This window comes from Micromonospora phytophila, assembly GCF_023656545.1.
Lineage (GTDB): Bacteria > Actinomycetota > Actinomycetes > Mycobacteriales > Micromonosporaceae > Micromonospora > Micromonospora phytophila.
The window spans coordinates 20260-37668 of the sequence record NZ_JAMOKF010000008.1 but is presented as its reverse complement, the minus strand read 5'-3'; the positions used below and the strand labels follow the sequence as shown (position 1 = coordinate 37668).

The following is a 17409-nucleotide window of genomic DNA, read 5'->3' as shown; positions in this document are numbered from 1 at the left end:
CCCGGGGGTGAGCGCTCCGTGGTTCTCCGGTGGCGGCGCCAACGGTAGGTATGCGTCGTTGATCTTCGATGATGTGCGCGGTGTGTGCCCGACTGCGTCGACAGGTGACCGAGCTCAGCCCCGCACGTCATCCAACCGAGGAGGAATCCGCAGCCCATGCGCCGTCCATCTCTTCTCGTCTCGTCTCTCGTGGTGGTATCGGTCGTGTCTACACTCGGCTACTGGTCAGTGTCGCGGCGAACCGATGAGGCACCACCCGACGCGCCGACCGAGGTCACTCAGGGCTCCCAGAAACGGCTGGACCCGTCCGGCGAGCAGGCGAGATCGGGCACGAGCGTTGTGCGCAGCGACGACGCGAAACTCCCGGTACGCATGCGCGCCGAACCCCGTGGCGGAGACAACGTCATCGACGAACTTCCGGACAACACGAACGTCACGATGAACTGCTGGTGGGACGGACGCGAACCGCTTCCCGGCACGTCGTCCCGATGGTCCATCGTCACGCAGTCAGGGAACGGACCACACCCCGGAGTCAAGGGATGGGTGTGGTCCGAGCTCGTCTGGGAGCAGATCAAAGTGCCCAAGTGCGCCGGGTCCACCGTGACCAACCGCAACCTGCTGGCAAATAGCCGGGCGACGGTACGCCGCGGAGACCTCGGTAACAGCGGTTACCGGTACGTGGTGGAACTGACGGGACTGCCCCCGGGATGGCACGCCAAGGTCGAGTGTTACGACGACTCCCCGCTCCCGGTACCCGGCCGCGCGCCGAAGGCCATCCACGAAATGTTGTCGTCGCCGACGCGGCGGGCAGGGCCCGGGACGACACCAGCTGCACCTCGGCTCTGGACGGCGAGCACTGGGTGCAGATCCGCCCCGTGCCCTTCGAACCCAACTGGATCGTGAGTTCGAACCGCGCGGTCTGGGACGGCCCCCGCACTCAGACGCCCACCACGCCCAAGCCGGGCGAGAGCAGCGGTCGTCCGGTAGCGCCCCAACCGTCGATCAACCTGGCACACGGCCCAGCCGCACCCGCCGGGTATCGGTACGCGATCACCCTCGAGCGCTTCCCGGCGCATCAGGCCATCTCCGTCACCTGCCGGGACTCCGTCAACCCGGAGGGCTTTCACGCTCACCATGCGCACCGACGGAAGCGGACGCGCGTACACCGAGAACTCGTGCTACTCCGGCGACGGCCCGGACCACTGGGCCACCGCCGGCGGTGTCGAGTCCAACCGCGTGCGGTGGACCGTGGCGAAGGCCGGCCCGCCGCCGCCCCCTCCCCCGCCGGCCCCGGGGATCGACCTGGCCAAGGGTGGGACGGCCCGGTATGGCTGGTGGTACTCGGTGGCGCTGTCCGGCTTCGCGCCCGGCTCCAGCGTCACTGTCACCTGTCGAGACTCGGTCGACCCTGGTGGTTTCTGGACCCAGGCCTTCACGATCGGCGGAGACGGCAGGGCCTCGGATAGCACCCTCTGCTACTCCGGTGACGGACCCGATCACTGGGTCAGCGGTGACGGCGTGGAGTCCAATCACGTCGGGTGGTGAGAACCGCCTCCCGCCCGCCGCGAGCGGCTCCGGCGCCGCGCCATGGTGGGCGGCCGGCCGAATACTGCAAAGCGCTAGTGAGCGGCGGCGCTGCACTCATCCGCCGGGGCGGGTACACGCCAGCCAGGTGGTGAGCATCCGGCTGGTGTCCTCGCCGAGCACCGTCGTCGCTCGTGCCGCCAACGCGACGAGCTCGCCGTGCTGCGCAACGGTGACCGGCAGCTCGGGTGGCGGAGTGCGACGCCAGGTGGTTCGTGCGCCGTCCCGGGCGAGGCGGGTCACGTCGGCCTTGCCACGTTCGGCCAGGCGAGAGTCCGGGTCGAGGGTGAGCATCAGGGCAGCACACAACTCGACGTCGACGCCGTGGCCACGCAGGAGGCGATAGCCGGCACGACGCAACTCCACCCGGGCGTCCCCGAGCAGCTCCCACGGAAGGCCCGGCGGCAGGGCGCCGGTCAAGGGCCGCAGCGCGGTGGTCACCTCTCGGACCACCGCCGGCGACGGATCCCGCAACAGCGGAAGCACCTCCTGCGCGACAACCGCCTCGATCAGGCACAGGCTGCGTACCGCCTGGGCACGGACCTTTGATTGCGGATGGCTCAGCAGTGGCCGCAGCAGCGGGGCATCCGCTGCCGAGCCGGTCTCGGCAAGCCCAACGATCGCACCCAGCGCCGGCTCTCCGGCGCTGACCGCAGTCCGGTAACCGCGCCGACAGGTCGCCGGCCTTGCGGCGCTTCGCCGCCGCGAACCACGCATCCGAAAACCGACGCAACACCGACCGAGCACCCACGCAATCCAGCTCGGCGAACGTGCCCGGCCCCGACGCCGCCAACTCCCGGCACAACTCCTGATAACCGGACAGCGCCACGTCGTGACGGCGGCGCCGCCACGCGTTGACCTCCAACACACACGCCCACACGTCACCAGCGCAGCGCAGCAGCCCGAAACAACGCCGCCGCTGCCCGGGCGTCACCCGCAACGCGACCCGCGCGCTGCGAGGCACGAACCGAGGCGCGGCCGGATCCCGACGGCGAGGCACGAACCGAGACAACACCACCGGTACGACATTTTCCCAACCCCGACCAACCCGGCCAACGTTCGTGATCAGAGCACTAGCTCGCCGGGAAAGATGGCCACCGAACGGCTGCCCACGCGCGCCACGATCCGCCGGTGGGTGGCTGGTCCAGCGGCCCATCGTTCAGCTCATCCAACGTCGGTACCTCAAAGGTTGATGCGAACGCGTCAAGATCAGCGGCCGTCATCGAAAACGTCGTCTCCGGAGCGCGGTTGAGGCGCTCCGCGATGCGCGCGATCTGGGTCTCGCGGTCGATCGGGAGGTAATTGACCCGGACGGCTACTCCATGCTCGCAAGCAATCGCCCGTACTGCAGTTCGTTCGTCGCGGCTCCAGAAGCCGAAGTCAAGGACGACGCTGGTTCCCAGCGTTGCTGCCTCGAGAGCGAGCCACAGCAAGCGCCCCTCCAAGACGTCTCGTCGCCCGTCGCCCTCAGGTTCACCGAAAAGCGGGATCATCCACTCGTCGGGCGTCAAACGCAGGGCTCGATACTCGGCCGCCAGTTGGTGGGCCAGCCGTGTCTTGCCGGCACCCGGGAGCCCGACGATGAGAAACAGGATCGGCACACCGTCATGGTGTCGGTCGTCGAGTGCAGATGCCATGCCATCTCCGTCAGAGCGCTGTTCGCGCGATACCCCGCGCATCCGCTCATCGACATGACCAAGCGACCGCTGACCCGATCACCGTGACAGTGAGTAGCGCTCGGATCGCGGCAGATTCGTGCATTCAAGTGCTGCAACATCCGCGACAAAGGCCGACGCGGGGTATTCAACGGCAACCTCAGGCACCGGCACCGGCACCGGTGCCGGCAGCAGACGCCGTGGCGGCTCCGCGCGGTCTAAGCGATGTCTCGTAACCGGGTGCAGGCGTTGCCCGTGATCGGCTTGCGGGTCAGCCGGCCAGGGCGATGTTTGTGCAGGTGGGCGATGCCGGATGCGGTGGTGGCCAAGGTCCGGGCAGCGCGACGGTAGTCGCGAAGAATTTTGTAGGTCTTGAGTCTGGCCAGGCAGTGCTCGACTCGTGCCCGGATCTTGCGGTGCCCGGCGTTGTAGTCCTGCTTCCAGGCTGGCAGTTCCCTGCCGTCACGGGGTTTGCGGTACGGCATGATCACCTCAGGGTTGCCGCGGTAGCCGCCGTCGGCCATCACCGTCCTGCCGGCGAGTTGGTCGATGATGCCGCTGCTGCGGTACACGATCGTGTCGTTGCGGTTGCCGGGTTGCGGGTCGCCCAGGGCGATGACCAGGCGGGTGTTCGCATCGATCGCCACTTGCAGGTTCGTCGAGTACCGGTAGTTCTTACTCTGAGCTGCGAGCCGGTGATCCCGGGTCGGAATCAGGGTGCCGTCGACGATTGCGACCTGGTCCTTCGGGCGGCGGCGTACCGGCGCCAATGCCAGCAAAGGTCCGATCGTGTCGATGACCCGGTGCACTGCCGAGTGCGAGACGCCGAACAGCGGCCCGAGCTGGCGCATGGTCAGGTTCGTGCGCCAGTACACGGCCACCAGTAGCACCCGATCTGACAGGTCGGGCCCAGGGCCGGCCCGGGCGCCCGTCGGCGATGGCATCACCGCCACGTGCGGCGACCAGGCGCACCAAGCGGCGGAACTGCGCCGGGCGCAGTCCGGTGAACGGGTGGATCAACTCCGGGCGAGAGGCCGAGAACACCTGCACACATCGATGATCACTCGCCGTCCGCGCTGGACTGTCACCGGGTCCTGAGACGCCCCTTAAGCTGGCGGTGACGCCGCCGCTAATGACGGCGGAGGCGCATAAGCGGCTTTCGATGAGCGGGGCGGCGTGATCCCAAAACGGATGTGGCGGGAGCTACGACGGCAGCCTCGGTGGTTCCTCTGGGTAATGCTGGTATCGACGGGTGGCACCTTTGCGTCGATGTTGATGAGGGGCCCGAACCACGGGTTCGGTGGTCCGGTGTTGTACTTCGCCGTGCTGTGTGGGTCCGGTGCGATGCTCGTGTCATCGGTCGTCCTGATGCTGTTGCGGGGGCGGGACCGGCGCCGGTAACCGGTGGAGCGCGCACGGACGTCCGAAGCTGCTTGATGACGTATCGTCCGAGCGGACCGTCACCGGGTTACGAGACATCGCTTAGGCTCGGCCATCATGACGACTCTCGGTGTGGTATTCCGCCCGCAGAACCCGCCCGAACGCCTCCGGTCCGTCGCGCGCGCCGCCGACGAGGCCGGCCTCGAACAACTGTGGCTCTGGGAGGACTGCTTCCTCGAAAGCGGCATCGCCACCGCGGCCGCGGCCCTGGCCTGGACCGACCGCCTGGCGGTGGGCATCGGTCTGCTGCCGGTGCCGTTTCGCAACGTCGCGGTGCTCGGCATGGAGGCCGCCACGCTACACAGGCTCTTCCCTGACCGGGTGCTGCTCACCCTCGGCCACGGCGTTCAAGAGTGGATGGGCCAGGTCGGCGCGCGGGTCGGCTCGCCGCTGACCCTGCTGCGCGAGCACGTCGAGGCGTTGAAGGCGCTGCTGGCTGGCGAGACGGTCACGACCTCGGGTCGTTACGTTCGGCTCGACAAGGTCAAGCTGGACTACCCGCCGGCGGGTACGACCCGAATCTACGCCGGTGCGACCGGGCCCAAGACGCGCGCTCTCGCATGCGAGGTCGCCGACGGGATCCTGCTGACGGCCGGCACGCCACCGCAGGAGGTGGCCGCCGTCAGGTCAATGGCCAAGGCCATCACGGTGTACGTGCATGCGGCGACCGGCCCCGACGCCGAGACGCGCATGGCCCGCGAGCTGGAGTTCTGGGGCGAGTCCGACAAGTTAGATACAACAGCAGTCGGTGGCGCCGCCGACATAGCCGCTGTCGTGAACCGCTACAGAGACGCCGGAGCCGATGCCGTGATCCTGCAACCCACCGCCGACGAACCCGACCTCGAGGGCTTCACGCGGTTCACCGCACAACAGGTCCGCGCTCTGGTGCCATGATTTTCGTCAATGCATTCTTGGCGAGCAAGGCGCCCCGAGGCAGCCCTATCCGCTGAACCGGGTGCACGCACGTCGGCACGAGCGGACGCTGACCGGGCGCGCGGTCTGCGGCAAATCCGGTCATTCAATTCGCGAGGCGGCCGCGTCGAGCACCCGCTGGATCAACTGGGTGGTTGAGATTCCTCCCGTGCGCCGAACGTAAGTGAGTTTCCCGGCTGCTGCAGCGGGCCCGTATACGAACTCGGCTCCCTCGGGCGACAAGTCGTCGCCGTGCACCACGGTGGTGATCCCGTGCTCGGCAAGAAACTCTTCGGTCACTTGGAGCGGGGCGTCCTCAATCACCTCGTCGACGTACCTGCACGACTCGATCACGGCGACACGCTCGGCGAGGGTCATGATGGGACGACGCTTGTAGGAGGCTGCGGTGTCGTCGGACAGCACGCCGACGACGAGCCAGTCACCATGGCGGCGCGCCTCCCGGAGGAGCGACACGTGGCCCGCGTGGAACAGGTCTCCAACCATGTCGACGTAAACCCGCGATATGGCAGCCGCACCCACGTCTGGGTTCTCCACGACAACTCACCTGCTCCTTCGCCCACACCAGTCGTGGTCGCTCACCGTTCTACCGGACGAGACCGGCGAGGCGCGCACATCGGCAGGACCGCGCGTCGACCGCCGCCACGCCCGTCACTCAGCCTGACGCACGGTCGGCGGCATGACCGGCTGCTTGGCGCTGCGGTGCGGCAGAGCAGTTGACGCGGCTTTGGAGCCCTGCAGGCCCATGGCGCGGTCATCGATGGTGTCGTCCGCGAGTTCCACGCCGACAAGGGCTGGGACGTTTGGGTAGGGACATGCTCGCTGTCTCGTTGGTAGGGTGCCCATCATGATCATGGACGGGGACGCGGGGGCGACAGCGCACCGGTTTGCTCCCGGCGATGTGGTCGTCCGGCGGGAGATCCTGCTCGGTGAGGTGTGGTTCGCGTTCCCGACGATCTGTGTCGAGGACTCCGAAGACCTGCTCGCGCTTTACATCCCCAGTGGCACTCGGTTCGGTTTCCCGAAGGCCGGTGTCTTTCCCGCCGGACGTCACCCGCGGCTGGGGCGCCACGAGTTCTGGCGCGGGCACGGAAAGTTGATGTTGCATCGACCTGGTGAGGCGCACTCCATCGACGTCTTCTGGTCCGGCCCGGAACGGTCCTTCGCCGGCTGGTACTTCAACCTCCAGGATCCGTTTAGACGTACGGCCTGGGGCATCGACACGTTGGACCATGAGCTCGATCTTTGGTGGGCGGCGGGCTCGGACAGCCACGCATGGAAGGACGTCGAGGAGTTCGAGCAGCGCCTCATGGAGGGGCGTTACCCCGGCATGGCGGAGGCCATCCGCGCCGAGGGCCGCCGGATCGCCACCCTGCTTGACGCCGGACAGCGGTGGTGGGACGAGGCGTGGGCGTCCTGGCAACCGCACCCGGCTTGGCTACCGCCGGACCTACCGGACGGGTGGGACGTCGCGCCTGTCACCGAGCACGTTCGCTTGTGACTCCGCCTCATTCGACGTGCCCGACGAAGGATAGGACGGCTGGATCTCCGAGGCGGCTACGACCGGCCGATCTGCGGCAGATGCGGATGCCGTGCCAGAGCTGGCCCTCGAACCCGGCCCGAACAGCGGGACCTAGCTGCTCGGGCCAGGTGCGGGCGATGTTAGGCGGCCGTTTCGCCGCAACGGGCGCCATGCGAAGACGGCGATCGCCGCCATCACCACGGCGGCGTGAGGGGAATGGGTCGACTAGCGAATGCTCTCCCCGCTGCTCACGTGCACGTGAAGGTGCTTCGAGTCCTGGTACCCGCCGAGATTAGTGAGCACCCTGGCCGCCCCGTGCTCGTCCTCAACTTTGGCAGCGACAGCGGCCACCACGGCAAGGAGCTCTCGTACCAGCGGCTCGTCGGCCGTTGTTAGCGTTGTCAGAGACTTAACGTGCCGCTTCGGCACCACCACGATGTGTGTCCTCCAGAACGGACGGGTGTGGTGATAGGCGAGCACGCCGGGAGTCTCGTGGATCACCTCCAAGCTGTCGATGTTCGGCATGGCCACATCGCAGTAGAAGTCATCACCTTTGTACGTCTCATGCAGGGAAGCCATGCCGTGAGTTTGTCAAAGCCCTAGCCTTCGCCGGGAAGTGCGGGCACGGCTGAACACCCGCACATCGGCAAAGTCGCGCGGTCAGCGGCAGAGCCGGATGGCCGCGACCGCTCGCGTCGCGGTAGCTCGCTACCTGGTCGGCGCGCGCTCGGCCAGGCGCGTTCAGCTTCGTACCGCCGGCCCTTCTCCCACGGTCCGGCCGGCGGGCCGGACGGGTGCTGCAGGGTTGTTGTCAGCGGTTGTTCCTGCAGCTGATCCTGCAGGGGCGCGCCGGTCAGCGCGGCGGCTGGACCAGGGTGCGGGTCCAGTGGATACCGTCGGTCGAACGGTAGAGGGCGGTGTTGTTGAACGCCAGATACACCCCGGGTGCGGTGACCAGGACCGGTGCCCTCATGCCGGACACGAGCAGGTCATCGCCGAGCCCGGTCAGGTTCGCGGGCCGGTAGGTATTGCCGTTGTCGCTGCTGGCATACCACCGTTGTGGCCCATCTGCGCTCGTCAGCACGACGTGGGTACCGTCTGCGGCGACGTAGGAGTCGCCGTCCTCGTAGTTGCCGCGGGGCAGCGTCTGGTCGGGGTTGACGCGTTGCCAGGTCTTCCCGCCGTCGCCGGTGCGATAGATCAGCTGTTTCAGGCTCGCGGTCGTCGCCGAGGTTGGGCTCGCGCCGGTGGTGTCGCTCGGGTTCGGCACGGAGATGATGGTGTACCCCGTGACGCCGTCGACGCTGGACGGCACGGCGGACGCGTAGGTGGCCGTGACCGGGAAATCCGCCTCTCCCTGCCCGAAGGCGTGCACCGACCAGGTGCGGCCCCGATCCAGGCTGACGGCGACGGCAGGTCGATGGTCCTTCCCGCGTTCATGACCGGTGATCCAGAATCCAGCCGATGTGGGGGCACCGACCGGACCCTGGATATCCAGGGCGGGCTGGCCGGCCAGTGGCGCGGAGCGTGCAGTTGCCGGGTCGACGGCGAGGAGCGTGCAGGGCCGGTCCGCCGTACTCGGTGCACACTGAATCCAGCCACCCGCGGGCACCTCCGCCACCGCCTCGGTGACGGCTTGTACGTCTCTCCAGCTTCGGCCGCCGTCGGTGCTGATACGCGGCTGCAGGACCGTCTTCGGGCCGGCCGATGACGATCCGTCGTAGGCCTCGTTGATCGTCTCGATGGTCTGCAGCAGGACTCCCGGAGCGGGCACGGCCACCTGTCCGTCGCCGAAGTCGGTCTGGCGAATGGTCCAGGTGCGTCCGGCGTCGTCGGAGCCGACCAGCTGGGCGGTGCAGTGCCGCACGCTGTCCTTCCAGCTGCAGGCGTTGACCCCGGCGTACACATGGGAGGCGTCCGCGGCGGCGGCCGAGATCACCGTGCCGTCGCGCGTTTCCGCGGGCCAGCCGTCGGCGGTCTGCGCCGGCTCCGGGTCCTGCGCGATCGTCTTGTCTGCGGGGGCTCGCAGCGCGTCGAGGCCCATGCCGGCGACCAGCGCGCCGGTCACGATCCCGCCGACCATCCAGGCCGTCGTGCGCCGACGCCGTGTGCGCCACGCCGCGGCGTAGACGGCGTCTGCGGAAAGCCTGCTGGGCGGGGCAGCCGTCTCCGCCACTTCTTCGAATCTTGCTCGCATCTGACTCACCGCTTGCCCTCCACCATTGTCATCTCGCCGTTTTCTTCGAGCAGCTCGCGGAGCTTCGCCAAGCCCCGTGCCGCCTGGCTTTTGACCGTTCCCTGAGAACACCCCAGCGTCACCGCCGTCGCCGCGACGTCGAGGTCCTGGTAGTACCGGCAGACCAGGACCGCCCGCTGGCGCGGAGGCAGTTGACGCAGCGCGGCCACGAACGTCATCCGGCCCGCGGCCCGCTCGGTCGTGTTGGTCCGCGTCGCCAAGTCGGGCGGCTGGGCAACGCTCCGCTCGCGGCGCCGCCATACGCGTCTGACATCGGAGAGGTACGCCCGCATCAGGCACGTGCCCACGAAACCGTCGAGCGCTTCCCTGTCGCGCACCGTCCGCCAGCGCACCGCCAGGCGCATGAACGCGCTCTGGGTCAGGTCGTCTGCCCAGTACCAGTCGCCACACAACACATAGGCCGTCCGGCGCACCGCGTCGCGCCTTGCCGTGAAGTACTCACGAAACTGCCTTTGCTCTTCTGTCTCTCCGCTTGGCATGACACCCCCTCGCACATAGGTGCACCCTGGCCGACGATTCGGTTGCACGTAGCTTGACGACCGGCTGAGTCGGTCAGCGCTGCTGCGTCGCTGGCGGTCATGAGCCTGGCGCGCCGCGGCCCGGCTGTGGGAGGTTGCGCTGCTCAGCTTCGACCCGCGGTACCGGTGACTGGTGCCGGTCCTGGTTGTCCGCAGTTCCCCCGGCACTGCATGCCGAACGCGCGCTTCCGAGCTGTCGGCGCTGGCCCACGGACACCCGACCGTCGGCAAAGTCGGACGTTGCGGGAGCGGGGCTAAACGCGCGGATCGCGGATGGGGATGCCGCGTCGAGGCTCAGCGGGACCTCATAATTCCTCGTATCCGATCGTTAGGATCATCGGCCATGACTCGCACCACGCCGCCGCGGCCGCTGGACATCACGGAACTCTTCCCCGAGTTGAGGGAGCACTCGGCGACGGCCACGCGGCTGCATCCCCGGCCCGGTACGCCGACGGCCGCCGACAGTTCGGTCGGTGGCCCGATGCTCTGGCCGGCCGACGAGGCCTGGCCGGTGTGCACGGATGGCGACGCCCACTACATTTTCCAGCTCCGGACGCCGGCGACGGTCCGCCGCAGCCGGGAGATCTACGCGGCGGCGCAGGCCCGTGCCGACACGACGGGCACTCGTTACGCCCTGACCGACGAGGAGCGAGCGCAGTTGCCGGGCCTCGACTTCTCCGAGCCGCACAGCCTGGTGAACCAGCCGATCTCGCTGGTCCCAGTGGCGCAGCTGTACCGCCGGGACGTTCCCGATTTCGCCGGCCCAGACGACGCCGATCTGTTGCAGGTGCTGTGGTGTCCGCTGGACCACCCCGAGGAGGGCTACAACCCGCGGGTGCGGCTGTACTGGCGGCGCAGCGCCGACGTCAGCCGGCCCTTGGACGCGGCTTCCGAACCGCCCGTCGTCAACGGCTCCTATCTGCCGACTCCCTGCGTCCTGTACCCAGAACAGATTCGCGAGTACCAGTACGGCGGACTGCTGCCCGAGGAACTCGACGCCCGGATCACCGCCTGGGAGGAAGAGACGGAGGAGGAATCCGACGACGAGGAGGCAATCAACTATCAGTTCGACCTGTCACAGGCGCCGGGCTGGAAAGTTGGCGGCTTCGCGAACTGGTCGCTGACCGACCCGCATCCAATGGACTGCACGGAGTGCGGCACCGCCATGACGCTGCTGTTCACCGCCGACTCCGGCGAGTGGCACGGGTCGGGCGGCAGCTGGCGGCCGGTGGAAGATCCGGCGGAGGCCGCGTCCAACCCCAGCGATGTCTCCATCGGCCGGGGTTATGCCCTGTACATCTTCCGCTGCCCGGTCTCGTTCGATCACCCGCCAGCCACCGCCATGCAATGATCTTTTCGGACGTCGGCCTCCGAAACGGCGCACGGCGCACATCACGGATCCACGCCTCGTGGCCTTCGTCGCGTTGGCGCAACGCCCCTTCGGCGGTGCCGCAGTAGCCGACGGCGTGGTCCGCGGCCGGGCCATCGAAGTGAGGTGCAGTGGGTGCTCCGAACACGTCGATGAGGTGGGACAGCCGCTAGGCGATCGTGGTGACCGGCTCGCGGTCGTGCGGCGGCTTGGCGTAGTCCATGGTGAACTCGCCCGTGCCCAGCGACATCGGCGCCGAACTTGCGCCGCGGCGGCTGAGCGTCCAGCAGCCCGGAACCGGCTGCCAGAAGTACTCCTCATCGGTCAACCCGTCCAATCGCGGCCGAAGCTGATGTCGCCAGTGCCACTCAAGCTGATCGATCGGTTCGGCGCTCCAGTCAACGTTCACGCCCTGACCCTAGAGATCGACCGAAAGCCCGTACAGCCCACGGACGACCGCATGGGCCGCAAGCCGGCACGGGTAAGGCGACATCTCAACCCTGCCCCGGCTACGCCGGGTTCAGCCGCGGCGAGCACCTCGCGGTATGACAGGACGCCCGAGGGTGACCAATCGGTTGTCGCGTGCTTCGATGGGGAGGTGACCCGCCTCCATGAATCCGAGCATGTCGTCACCGCCAGCCGTGATGTTGCCGCGACGGCTGCGGAGATCTTCGAGCTCATCGCCGATCCGTCACAGCAGCCCCGCTGGGACGGCAACGACAACTTGTCCGAGGCGCTTTCCGGGCAGCGAGTCCATGCCGTCGGTGAGGTCTTCATCATGACGATCACGACAGGCAGCGTCCGCGAGAACCATGTGGTCGAGTTCGTCGAGCAGCGCCGCATCGCGTGGCGACCAAGCGAGCCAGGCCAGCCGACACCCGGGCATCTGTGGCGGTGGGTACTCGAGCCGATCGACGCATCACACACGCGCGTGACGCATACCTACGACTGGACACAACTCACGGATGAGAAGCGCATCCCGCACGCAAGAGCGACCACGGCGGACAAGCTGCGGGCCTCGCTCGACCGGCTCGCCGAGCTGGCCGAACGCCGCTGATCCACACCCTCGGAACGCCATCAGCCGAGCAAGGTCGTTCAGCGGAGCGCGTCCCGAATCCGGCGCCGCCGGCCAGCGGCCGTTCGATCACTGCGACGTCGGGCCTCCGCCATGATCACGTGCGCGCTCATCGGCAGATCCGGATGCCGTAGCCACGCAGTCCGCCGGCACGGACGGTGACGAGCCGACCAGCGGCCGGCGCGCCTTGACAGCGGCATGAGCGGATATCGGCTGGCGAGGCGTGCGGCCAGTGGGCCCTGGTTAGGGCGTGATCGTCATCCAGCGGGTACGCGTGCGATGGAGCGCGGCTGGGCGCGGCGCTCCACAGGCCGACGCCCGTCGAGGACTCAACCGGCCGGTGACACTTCCTGCGCCGCTGCCCGCAGGCGACGTCGTAGTCCATGACGTCCTGGCCGATGAGGCCGCCGGCTACACACGTCGCGGCGAGGTGCTGACCGGCGGCGTGAGCATCGCCCGCAGCCTCAATCTATGGCTCACCGTCGACGGCTCGGCGGTAACCGTCGAGCGCCTGCCCGGCCGGGCAGCGTTTCCCCGAACGGGAGTGTCGACCCGCCTGTTCACCCTCACCCCGCAGGCAAGTCGGCCGGTATAGGGCCAACTTCCGGTTCCGGTTCACCGACTGCGCGTGCGACCCCAGCTGGTATTACGAGGACTGGGCGGTCCATGTCAGCAACGGCCATGTTGCACACGACCGCTTTCCGCGCGGCGAACCGGACCACGATGTCGACAACCGGGTCCACCTATACGGCGACCCCGCGCGCCGAAGTAACCGCTAGCAGCCGCCCTCACACGCGGCCGATAACCACTCGCCGAACAGGAACAGCGCACCACCGCGCCCGCACGGGTAGCGGCAGAAGAGGATGTGTAGGATGACCCGCGTCAGCGATGAGGGGAGGTGAGCCCGGTGAACACCCAATGTCACGTCTGGGCGCTCCACCCGGCCATCCCTGTCCGCTGACCTCGCGTCGGGGAGCGCCCTCCTAGCCGGAGGAACAATGCCCTTCTCCCCGTTCCGTATCGATGTATCCGACGAGGTACTCGACGACCTTCGGGCCCGACTGGCCCGTAGCCAATTCACCGACCGCAGCGGCGATCAGCCGTGGCAGGCCGGCACGGACCCCGACTACCTGCGGGACCTGGTGTCCTACTGGGCCGACGGGTTCGACTGGCGCGCTCGAGAAGCCGAACTCAACGCATTGCCGCATTACCAGGCCCAGATCGGCGGCCGGCGCATGCACTTCCTTCGCGTACCCGGGGTGCGTCCGGCAGGCGCGCCCGCGCCGCTGCCGCTGATCCTGAGCCACGGCTGGCCCAGCAGCTTCGTGGAGATGCTGCCGCTGGTCGATCGCCTGACCAACCCCGCTCGCCACGGGGGCGACCCCGCCGACGCGTTCGACGTGGTGGTTCCCTCGCTGCCAGGCTTTCTGTACTCGGAGCTGCCGAAGGGTCCGCTCACCCGCGCTGCGATGGCGCAGACGCTGCACCTGTTGATGACCGACGTCCTCGGCTACCAGCGTTACGGCGCCTTCGGCGGCGACGTCGGTGGCGTGGTCACCGGCTGGCTGGGCGCTCTGTACCCCGAGCAGGTGGTCGGCATTCACATGATCCACCCACCGTTCCCGGCCAGTTTCGACTCCCACCCGCTGTCCCCCGCCGAACAGGCGTTTCTCGATGCCGAAGCGGTTTACGACCAGACCGACGGCGGCTACAGCGCCATCATGGGCACCCGGCCGGACACCATCGCCGCGGCGCTGGTCGACTCGCCGGTCGGACTGGCCGCTTGGCTCGTCGACAAGTACCGGGACTGGAGTGACAACCACGGGGACCTGGAGAGCCGGTTCGACCGGGACACCCTGCTGACGATCATCACTCTGTACTGGGCGAGCGGCGCGATCGGCTCCTCGTTTCGGCAGTACTTCGACTTCGACCACAACAGTCCGCGACCCGACATCACCGTGCCGGCCGCGTTCACGGTGAGCACCGAACCGTCGATGGCCAACTTCCCGCGCGAGATCGCCGAACGCGCCTGCACCAACATCCGGCATTGGAGCGAGCCAGGTAGGGGCGGACACTTCATGCCGCTGGAGGAACCGGACCTGCTCGCCGGCGAACTGAGGCAGTTCTTCACGTCGCTTCCCCCGTACTGATCAGCAAGGGAGCCGGGTCGCCTCGGCCCGGCTCCGCTGTCGGGTTCCGCACGCATCAGTCGAGAAGCTACCCGTGAATGCCGTCCCGTTCAACGCACGTCAAACGCCCTCAACGCGGCATGTGCGGACGTCGACGTGGGGCAGCATGGGCAGGGTAGGCAGTGCATTTCCTGATCTTTAGGATGACCTCCGCCGGCTGGTTCGACCGCTCAGCGGACGAGTTCGAGTTCCAGATGCCCTACGTCAGCCGCCCAGAGGAGCAGACCCGGCTGGCCGGCCAGAGCCAAAGTTTCCGGACCTACCTGCCCTACGACAGCGACTGCTACGGCTACCCGATGCGCCGGCTCGCCGAGCGCCTCGAACGTGGTCGTCTTCGCCCGCGCCCTCGTCCTCAGCGGCAGTCGGCTGGCTTGGGAGAGGGCTTGAGCGGGGCGACGCCAGCCGGGATGATCCACTAATGGATCTCGTCGCCTCGCTACCTGCCTTCGTCGTTGCCGTTGTGCTGATCTCGGCATCTCCAGGTCCTGCGATGGCGCTGATCATGCGTCGGGCCGCGCTGCGCGGATTCGCCGGAGCGGTGCCGACCGTACTGGGCCTGGAGGCCGGTCTCTACCTCTGGGCGTTGTTCGCCGCCGCAGGTCTGGCAGCCATGGTTGCCGCTTCGGAAGCAGCCTTCATTTTCCTCCGGGTGATCGGCGCGGGATTCCTGATCTACCTAGGAATCAAGGCGTGGCGGACCGCCTGGCAGAGCCGGAAGCTGGGGTCGATCCAGGAGCCGACCGAGGACTTGCTGTCCAACCCGAAGCGGGGCTGGTGGAAGGCCTTCGGCGAGGGTGCTTTGGTGATGCTCGCCAACCCGAAGGCCGCCGTGTTCATGATCGCGTTCTACCCCCAGTTCGTGCCGGCCGACCGGCCGTTGTTCGCGACCACCGCCCTCCTCGCACTGCTCCAGGTAGCTGTCGAGATCGTCCTGTACCTCGGTCTGGCGGCCATGGTCGGGCGAGCGGGCGCGTGGTTCCGCAGACCGATGATCCGCCGTCGACTGGAAGCGGTCAGCGGCACCGTGCTCATCGCCCTAGGGCTACGGGTAGCCGCCGCGACCCGCTGACCGCCGCGACCCGCCCAAACCCCCGTTGTCGGGTGGCGCCGGGGTCGGGCCCGTCGGCGGAAGAGGCCGTGCTCGGTCGGCGGCAGATGAGTGCGTTCACACACTCACCGAACTCGGTCAGCCTCTAGGAGGGGAATCGTCCTCGCTCGGGCGGCCCAGGCATCGACGATGCGGTCCAGGGTGCGCCTGCCCCACCGGCTCATCGTCGGGTTGGAGTCGAGGTAGTACCAGACCAGCCCCATCGCCTGCTGGAACGCCCAAGCCATCCCGCGCCGCCACTGGACGTCGCCGCATCCGAGCTCGCGGCGGAGGATGCCGCGCTGGGTCTCGTCGAGGAGGTGCCAGGCCGCCACGAGGTCGAGCGCCGGGTCCGCCGGGCCGAAGCCGCCGCCGTCCAGGACGCCGACGAGACGGCCGTCTTCGACGAGGACGTTGGGCGGGATGAGGTCGCGGTGGCACATCGCGTCCTCGTCGACCTCGGGCAGCGTCCGAAGCTCCGCCCAGATCCGCCGCAGGAGGGGTACGTCGAGCAGGTCCTCGCTCTGCCGGAAGCATGTCTCGAGCCACTCGTCGTGGTCCGGGAGGTGCCCGCCGCGACCGACGCCGTCGAAGCGTCGCCCACGGGTGTCGTCGGCGCGCATCCCGGCGATGAGCTCGGCCAGGTCATGGGCGAACGCGTTCGACCCTGCGGGGTCCTCGACCGTCGCGTCGTGGCCGGGCAGCCAGGTCTGGACGCTCCACGGCAGCGGATAGCCCGCGCCCGGCTCCCCGATCGCCACCGGCTCCGGGGTGGGCACGGTGGCGGCGTCGGCCAGTTCACGCGCGGCCTCGGCCTCTGCCGCCAGCGACGCGCGGGCCTGCGCCGGGTCGTGACCGACCAGCGGGAAGCGGGCGGCCAGGTCGTCGCCGATCCGGAAGATCGCGTTCACGGTCCCGGGCGTGCGCAGCTCGGTGACCGGCAGTCCGCGCCACTGAGGGAACTGCACCTCGACCAGCCGGCGGACGGTCTGCGCGTCGACGTGGAGCTGGCCGGCGTGCATCGTCATGCCGCCATCCTCCCGTAGGCGACCGCGGGTGTCCTCCGACTTTCGCGCGGCAGGCTCGGCGCCGTCATCGCCCGACCAGCCGCCAGCGCCCGGTCGAGACGACGTCCACCTTGTCGCCGTGGACCCGGATCGCGGAGTCGTCGTCGAGCAGGTAGAGCGAGAAGTCCACGCTCGCCGCCAGCCGGTCCGCCCATGCCTCGTCGCGGTTGGGGAAGGACGGGGAGTCGAGGTGCGGCTTGACGTACCAGTCGAACAGCGGGCAGGCCGGCTTGATCCGCTCCTCGCCGAGCAGGTGGAGGTCGGCTAGGTCACCGAGCAGGTCGGCCGCCCGCTCGTCGAAGCGCCGGCTGAAGATCATCGAGCCAGCGCTGGTGCCGACGTACACCTTCTCGCGCAGCAGCCTCGGGAACGGCTGGGACAGGCCGGCGCGGGCGATGCTCTGAGCGAGATGGAACTGGTTGCCGCCGGTGACCCACCAGACGTCGGCCCTGCCCAGACGTCCCTCCAGCACGTCCCGCGGCAGGCCGTTGAGGTCGAGCACGTCGAGCTCGCCCCAGCCCATGCCGTGCAGGTCGGCGAGCGCCTCGACGAACCAGCCGTGGTCGCCGGGTTCGCCCAGCGAGGCGGTCACGATCGCGGCGACCCGGGCCTCGGCGCAGGGCTTGCCCAGCAACTCCGCAAACGCCTGTCGCAGTGTGTCGTTGGCCAGTCCGTTCGAGGTCAGCAGCATTCGCACGGCCCCGATTCTGTCGCAC

At 68.4% G+C, this 17409-nt stretch carries 20 protein-coding genes and 1 pseudogene; 9 read left to right on the top strand and 12 right to left on the bottom strand.

Annotated features, from left to right (window positions below):
* Positions 1-278: 278 nt before the first annotated feature.
* A complete protein-coding gene (locus tag NCC78_RS02875) occupies positions 279-503 on the bottom strand; it encodes a hypothetical protein (protein ID WP_250791562.1) in 225 nt (74 codons plus the stop codon).
* A gap of 631 nt (positions 504-1134) precedes the next feature.
* Here NCC78_RS02875 and NCC78_RS02870 point away from each other — a divergent pair.
* Entirely contained in the window at positions 1135-1545 is a 411-nt protein-coding gene (locus tag NCC78_RS02870; RefSeq protein WP_250791561.1) for a hypothetical protein, read from the top strand.
* A 96-nt stretch (positions 1546-1641) separates the two neighbouring features.
* On the opposite strand, the gene NCC78_RS02865 is transcribed toward NCC78_RS02870, so the two are convergent.
* The 3 genes and pseudogenes from NCC78_RS02865 to NCC78_RS02855 all read right to left on the bottom strand — a co-directional run bounded on the left by NCC78_RS02865 (position 1642) and on the right by NCC78_RS02855 (position 4289).
* The gene (locus tag NCC78_RS02865; RefSeq protein WP_250791560.1) at positions 1642-2058 is read right to left on the bottom strand and encodes a hypothetical protein; all 417 of its coding nucleotides are present in this window, start codon (positions 2056-2058) and stop codon (positions 1642-1644) included.
* Between the two features lie 599 nt (positions 2059-2657).
* Positions 2658-3221, bottom strand: a complete 564-nt coding sequence (locus NCC78_RS02860; RefSeq protein WP_250791559.1) for a P-loop nucleotide/nucleoside kinase family protein — start codon at positions 3219-3221, stop codon at positions 2658-2660.
* A 289-nt stretch (positions 3222-3510) separates the two neighbouring features.
* Positions 3511-4289: pseudogene (locus NCC78_RS02855) on the bottom strand (transposase family protein).
* 447 nt (positions 4290-4736) lie between these two features.
* Here NCC78_RS02855 and NCC78_RS02850 point away from each other — a divergent pair.
* Positions 4737-5573, top strand: a complete 837-nt coding sequence (locus NCC78_RS02850) for an LLM class flavin-dependent oxidoreductase (RefSeq protein WP_250791558.1) — start codon at positions 4737-4739, stop codon at positions 5571-5573.
* 120 nt (positions 5574-5693) lie between these two features.
* On the opposite strand, the gene NCC78_RS02845 is transcribed toward NCC78_RS02850, so the two are convergent.
* Both NCC78_RS02845 and NCC78_RS31945 read right to left on the bottom strand, forming a co-directional pair.
* Positions 5694-6146, bottom strand: a complete 453-nt coding sequence (locus tag NCC78_RS02845) for an adenylyltransferase/cytidyltransferase family protein (RefSeq protein WP_250791556.1) — start codon at positions 6144-6146, stop codon at positions 5694-5696.
* Positions 6147-6260: 114 nt separating this feature from the next.
* Positions 6261-6392: a hypothetical protein gene (locus NCC78_RS31945; RefSeq protein ID WP_284706209.1), complete on the bottom strand. Its 132-nt coding sequence runs from the start codon at positions 6390-6392 to the stop codon at positions 6261-6263.
* 64 nt (positions 6393-6456) lie between these two features.
* Here NCC78_RS31945 and NCC78_RS02840 point away from each other — a divergent pair, with 64 nt between their 5' ends.
* Entirely contained in the window at positions 6457-7110 is a 654-nt protein-coding gene (locus NCC78_RS02840; RefSeq protein ID WP_250791555.1) for a ribonuclease FAU-1 family protein, read from the top strand.
* Positions 7111-7356: 246 nt separating this feature from the next.
* Here NCC78_RS02840 and NCC78_RS02835 read toward each other — a convergent pair whose 3' ends face one another.
* The 3 genes from NCC78_RS02835 to NCC78_RS02825 all read right to left on the bottom strand — a co-directional run bounded on the left by NCC78_RS02835 (position 7357) and on the right by NCC78_RS02825 (position 9867).
* Positions 7357-7710 carry an HIT domain-containing protein gene (locus NCC78_RS02835; protein ID WP_250791553.1) on the bottom strand — a complete coding sequence of 118 codons (354 nt, stop codon included), beginning with the start codon at positions 7708-7710 and terminating at the stop codon, positions 7357-7359.
* Positions 7711-7984: 274 nt separating this feature from the next.
* Positions 7985-9328, bottom strand: coding sequence for a WD40/YVTN/BNR-like repeat-containing protein (locus NCC78_RS02830; RefSeq protein WP_250791552.1), 1344 nt, complete (start codon positions 9326-9328; stop codon positions 7985-7987).
* A 5-nt stretch (positions 9329-9333) separates the two neighbouring features.
* On the bottom strand, positions 9334-9867 hold the full coding sequence (locus NCC78_RS02825; protein ID WP_250791551.1) for a SigE family RNA polymerase sigma factor: 534 nt from the start codon (positions 9865-9867) through the stop codon (positions 9334-9336).
* 382 nt (positions 9868-10249) lie between these two features.
* Between NCC78_RS02825 and NCC78_RS02820 the strand changes: the two genes are divergently transcribed.
* On the top strand, positions 10250-11257 hold the full coding sequence (locus NCC78_RS02820) for a hypothetical protein (protein ID WP_250791550.1): 1008 nt from the start codon (positions 10250-10252) through the stop codon (positions 11255-11257).
* A gap of 187 nt (positions 11258-11444) precedes the next feature.
* On the opposite strand, the gene NCC78_RS02815 is transcribed toward NCC78_RS02820, so the two are convergent.
* Complete coding sequence (locus NCC78_RS02815; RefSeq protein ID WP_250791548.1) at positions 11445-11684, bottom strand: DinB family protein; 240 nt, start codon at positions 11682-11684, stop codon at positions 11445-11447.
* Between the two features lie 189 nt (positions 11685-11873).
* On the opposite strand from NCC78_RS02815, the gene NCC78_RS02810 reads away from it, so the two are divergent.
* The 5 genes from NCC78_RS02810 (at position 11874) to NCC78_RS02790 (ending at position 15608) form a co-directional block, all read left to right on the top strand.
* Positions 11874-12332 (top strand): SRPBCC family protein, encoded by a 459-nt coding sequence (locus tag NCC78_RS02810; protein WP_250791547.1) that lies wholly within the window; start codon positions 11874-11876, stop codon positions 12330-12332.
* A gap of 268 nt (positions 12333-12600) precedes the next feature.
* On the top strand, positions 12601-12945 hold the full coding sequence (locus tag NCC78_RS02805) for a hypothetical protein (RefSeq protein WP_250791545.1): 345 nt from the start codon (positions 12601-12603) through the stop codon (positions 12943-12945).
* A gap of 403 nt (positions 12946-13348) precedes the next feature.
* The gene (locus NCC78_RS02800; RefSeq protein WP_250791544.1) at positions 13349-14500 is read left to right on the top strand and encodes an epoxide hydrolase family protein; all 1152 of its coding nucleotides are present in this window, start codon (positions 13349-13351) and stop codon (positions 14498-14500) included.
* A gap of 161 nt (positions 14501-14661) precedes the next feature.
* The gene (locus NCC78_RS02795) at positions 14662-14958 is read left to right on the top strand and encodes a hypothetical protein (RefSeq protein WP_372495037.1); all 297 of its coding nucleotides are present in this window, start codon (positions 14662-14664) and stop codon (positions 14956-14958) included.
* The gene (locus NCC78_RS02790) at positions 14958-15608 is read left to right on the top strand and encodes a LysE family translocator (protein WP_250791542.1); all 651 of its coding nucleotides are present in this window, start codon (positions 14958-14960) and stop codon (positions 15606-15608) included. Before NCC78_RS02795 ends, NCC78_RS02790 begins: the two co-directional genes overlap by 1 nt.
* A 104-nt stretch (positions 15609-15712) precedes the next feature.
* On the opposite strand, the gene NCC78_RS02785 is transcribed toward NCC78_RS02790, so the two are convergent.
* Together NCC78_RS02785 and NCC78_RS02780 are read right to left on the bottom strand one after the other, a co-directional pair.
* Entirely contained in the window at positions 15713-16654 is a 942-nt protein-coding gene (locus NCC78_RS02785) for a phosphotransferase (protein ID WP_250791541.1), read from the bottom strand.
* Positions 16655-16718: 64 nt separating this feature from the next.
* Positions 16719-17384 (bottom strand): Type 1 glutamine amidotransferase-like domain-containing protein, encoded by a 666-nt coding sequence (locus tag NCC78_RS02780; protein ID WP_250791592.1) that lies wholly within the window; start codon positions 17382-17384, stop codon positions 16719-16721.
* Between the last annotated feature and the right edge of the window lie 25 nt (positions 17385-17409).

Bases quoted from the DNA above. Each gene is read 5' to 3' on its own strand.
- NCC78_RS02870 (WP_250791561.1), top strand. From the start codon at position 1,135: ATGCGCACCGACGGAAGCGGACGCGCGTACACCGAGAACTCGTGCTAC.
- NCC78_RS02860 (WP_250791559.1), bottom strand. From the start codon at position 3,221: ATGGCATCTGCACTCGACGACCGACACCATGACGGTGTGCCGATCCTG.
- NCC78_RS02850 (WP_250791558.1), top strand. From the start codon at position 4,737: ATGACGACTCTCGGTGTGGTATTCCGCCCGCAGAACCCGCCCGAACGC.
- NCC78_RS02840 (WP_250791555.1), top strand. From the start codon at position 6,457: ATGATCATGGACGGGGACGCGGGGGCGACAGCGCACCGGTTTGCTCCC.
- NCC78_RS02835 (WP_250791553.1), bottom strand. From the start codon at position 7,710: ATGGCTTCCCTGCATGAGACGTACAAAGGTGATGACTTCTACTGCGAT.
- NCC78_RS02830 (WP_250791552.1), bottom strand. From the start codon at position 9,328: ATGCGAGCAAGATTCGAAGAAGTGGCGGAGACGGCTGCCCCGCCCAGC.
- NCC78_RS02825 (WP_250791551.1), bottom strand. From the start codon at position 9,867: ATGCCAAGCGGAGAGACAGAAGAGCAAAGGCAGTTTCGTGAGTACTTC.
- NCC78_RS02820 (WP_250791550.1), top strand. From the start codon at position 10,250: ATGACTCGCACCACGCCGCCGCGGCCGCTGGACATCACGGAACTCTTC.
- NCC78_RS02800 (WP_250791544.1), top strand. From the start codon at position 13,349: ATGCCCTTCTCCCCGTTCCGTATCGATGTATCCGACGAGGTACTCGAC.
- NCC78_RS02790 (WP_250791542.1), top strand. From the start codon at position 14,958: ATGGATCTCGTCGCCTCGCTACCTGCCTTCGTCGTTGCCGTTGTGCTG.
- NCC78_RS02785 (WP_250791541.1), bottom strand. From the start codon at position 16,654: ATGACGATGCACGCCGGCCAGCTCCACGTCGACGCGCAGACCGTCCGC.
- NCC78_RS02780 (WP_250791592.1), bottom strand. From the start codon at position 17,384: ATGCTGCTGACCTCGAACGGACTGGCCAACGACACACTGCGACAGGCG.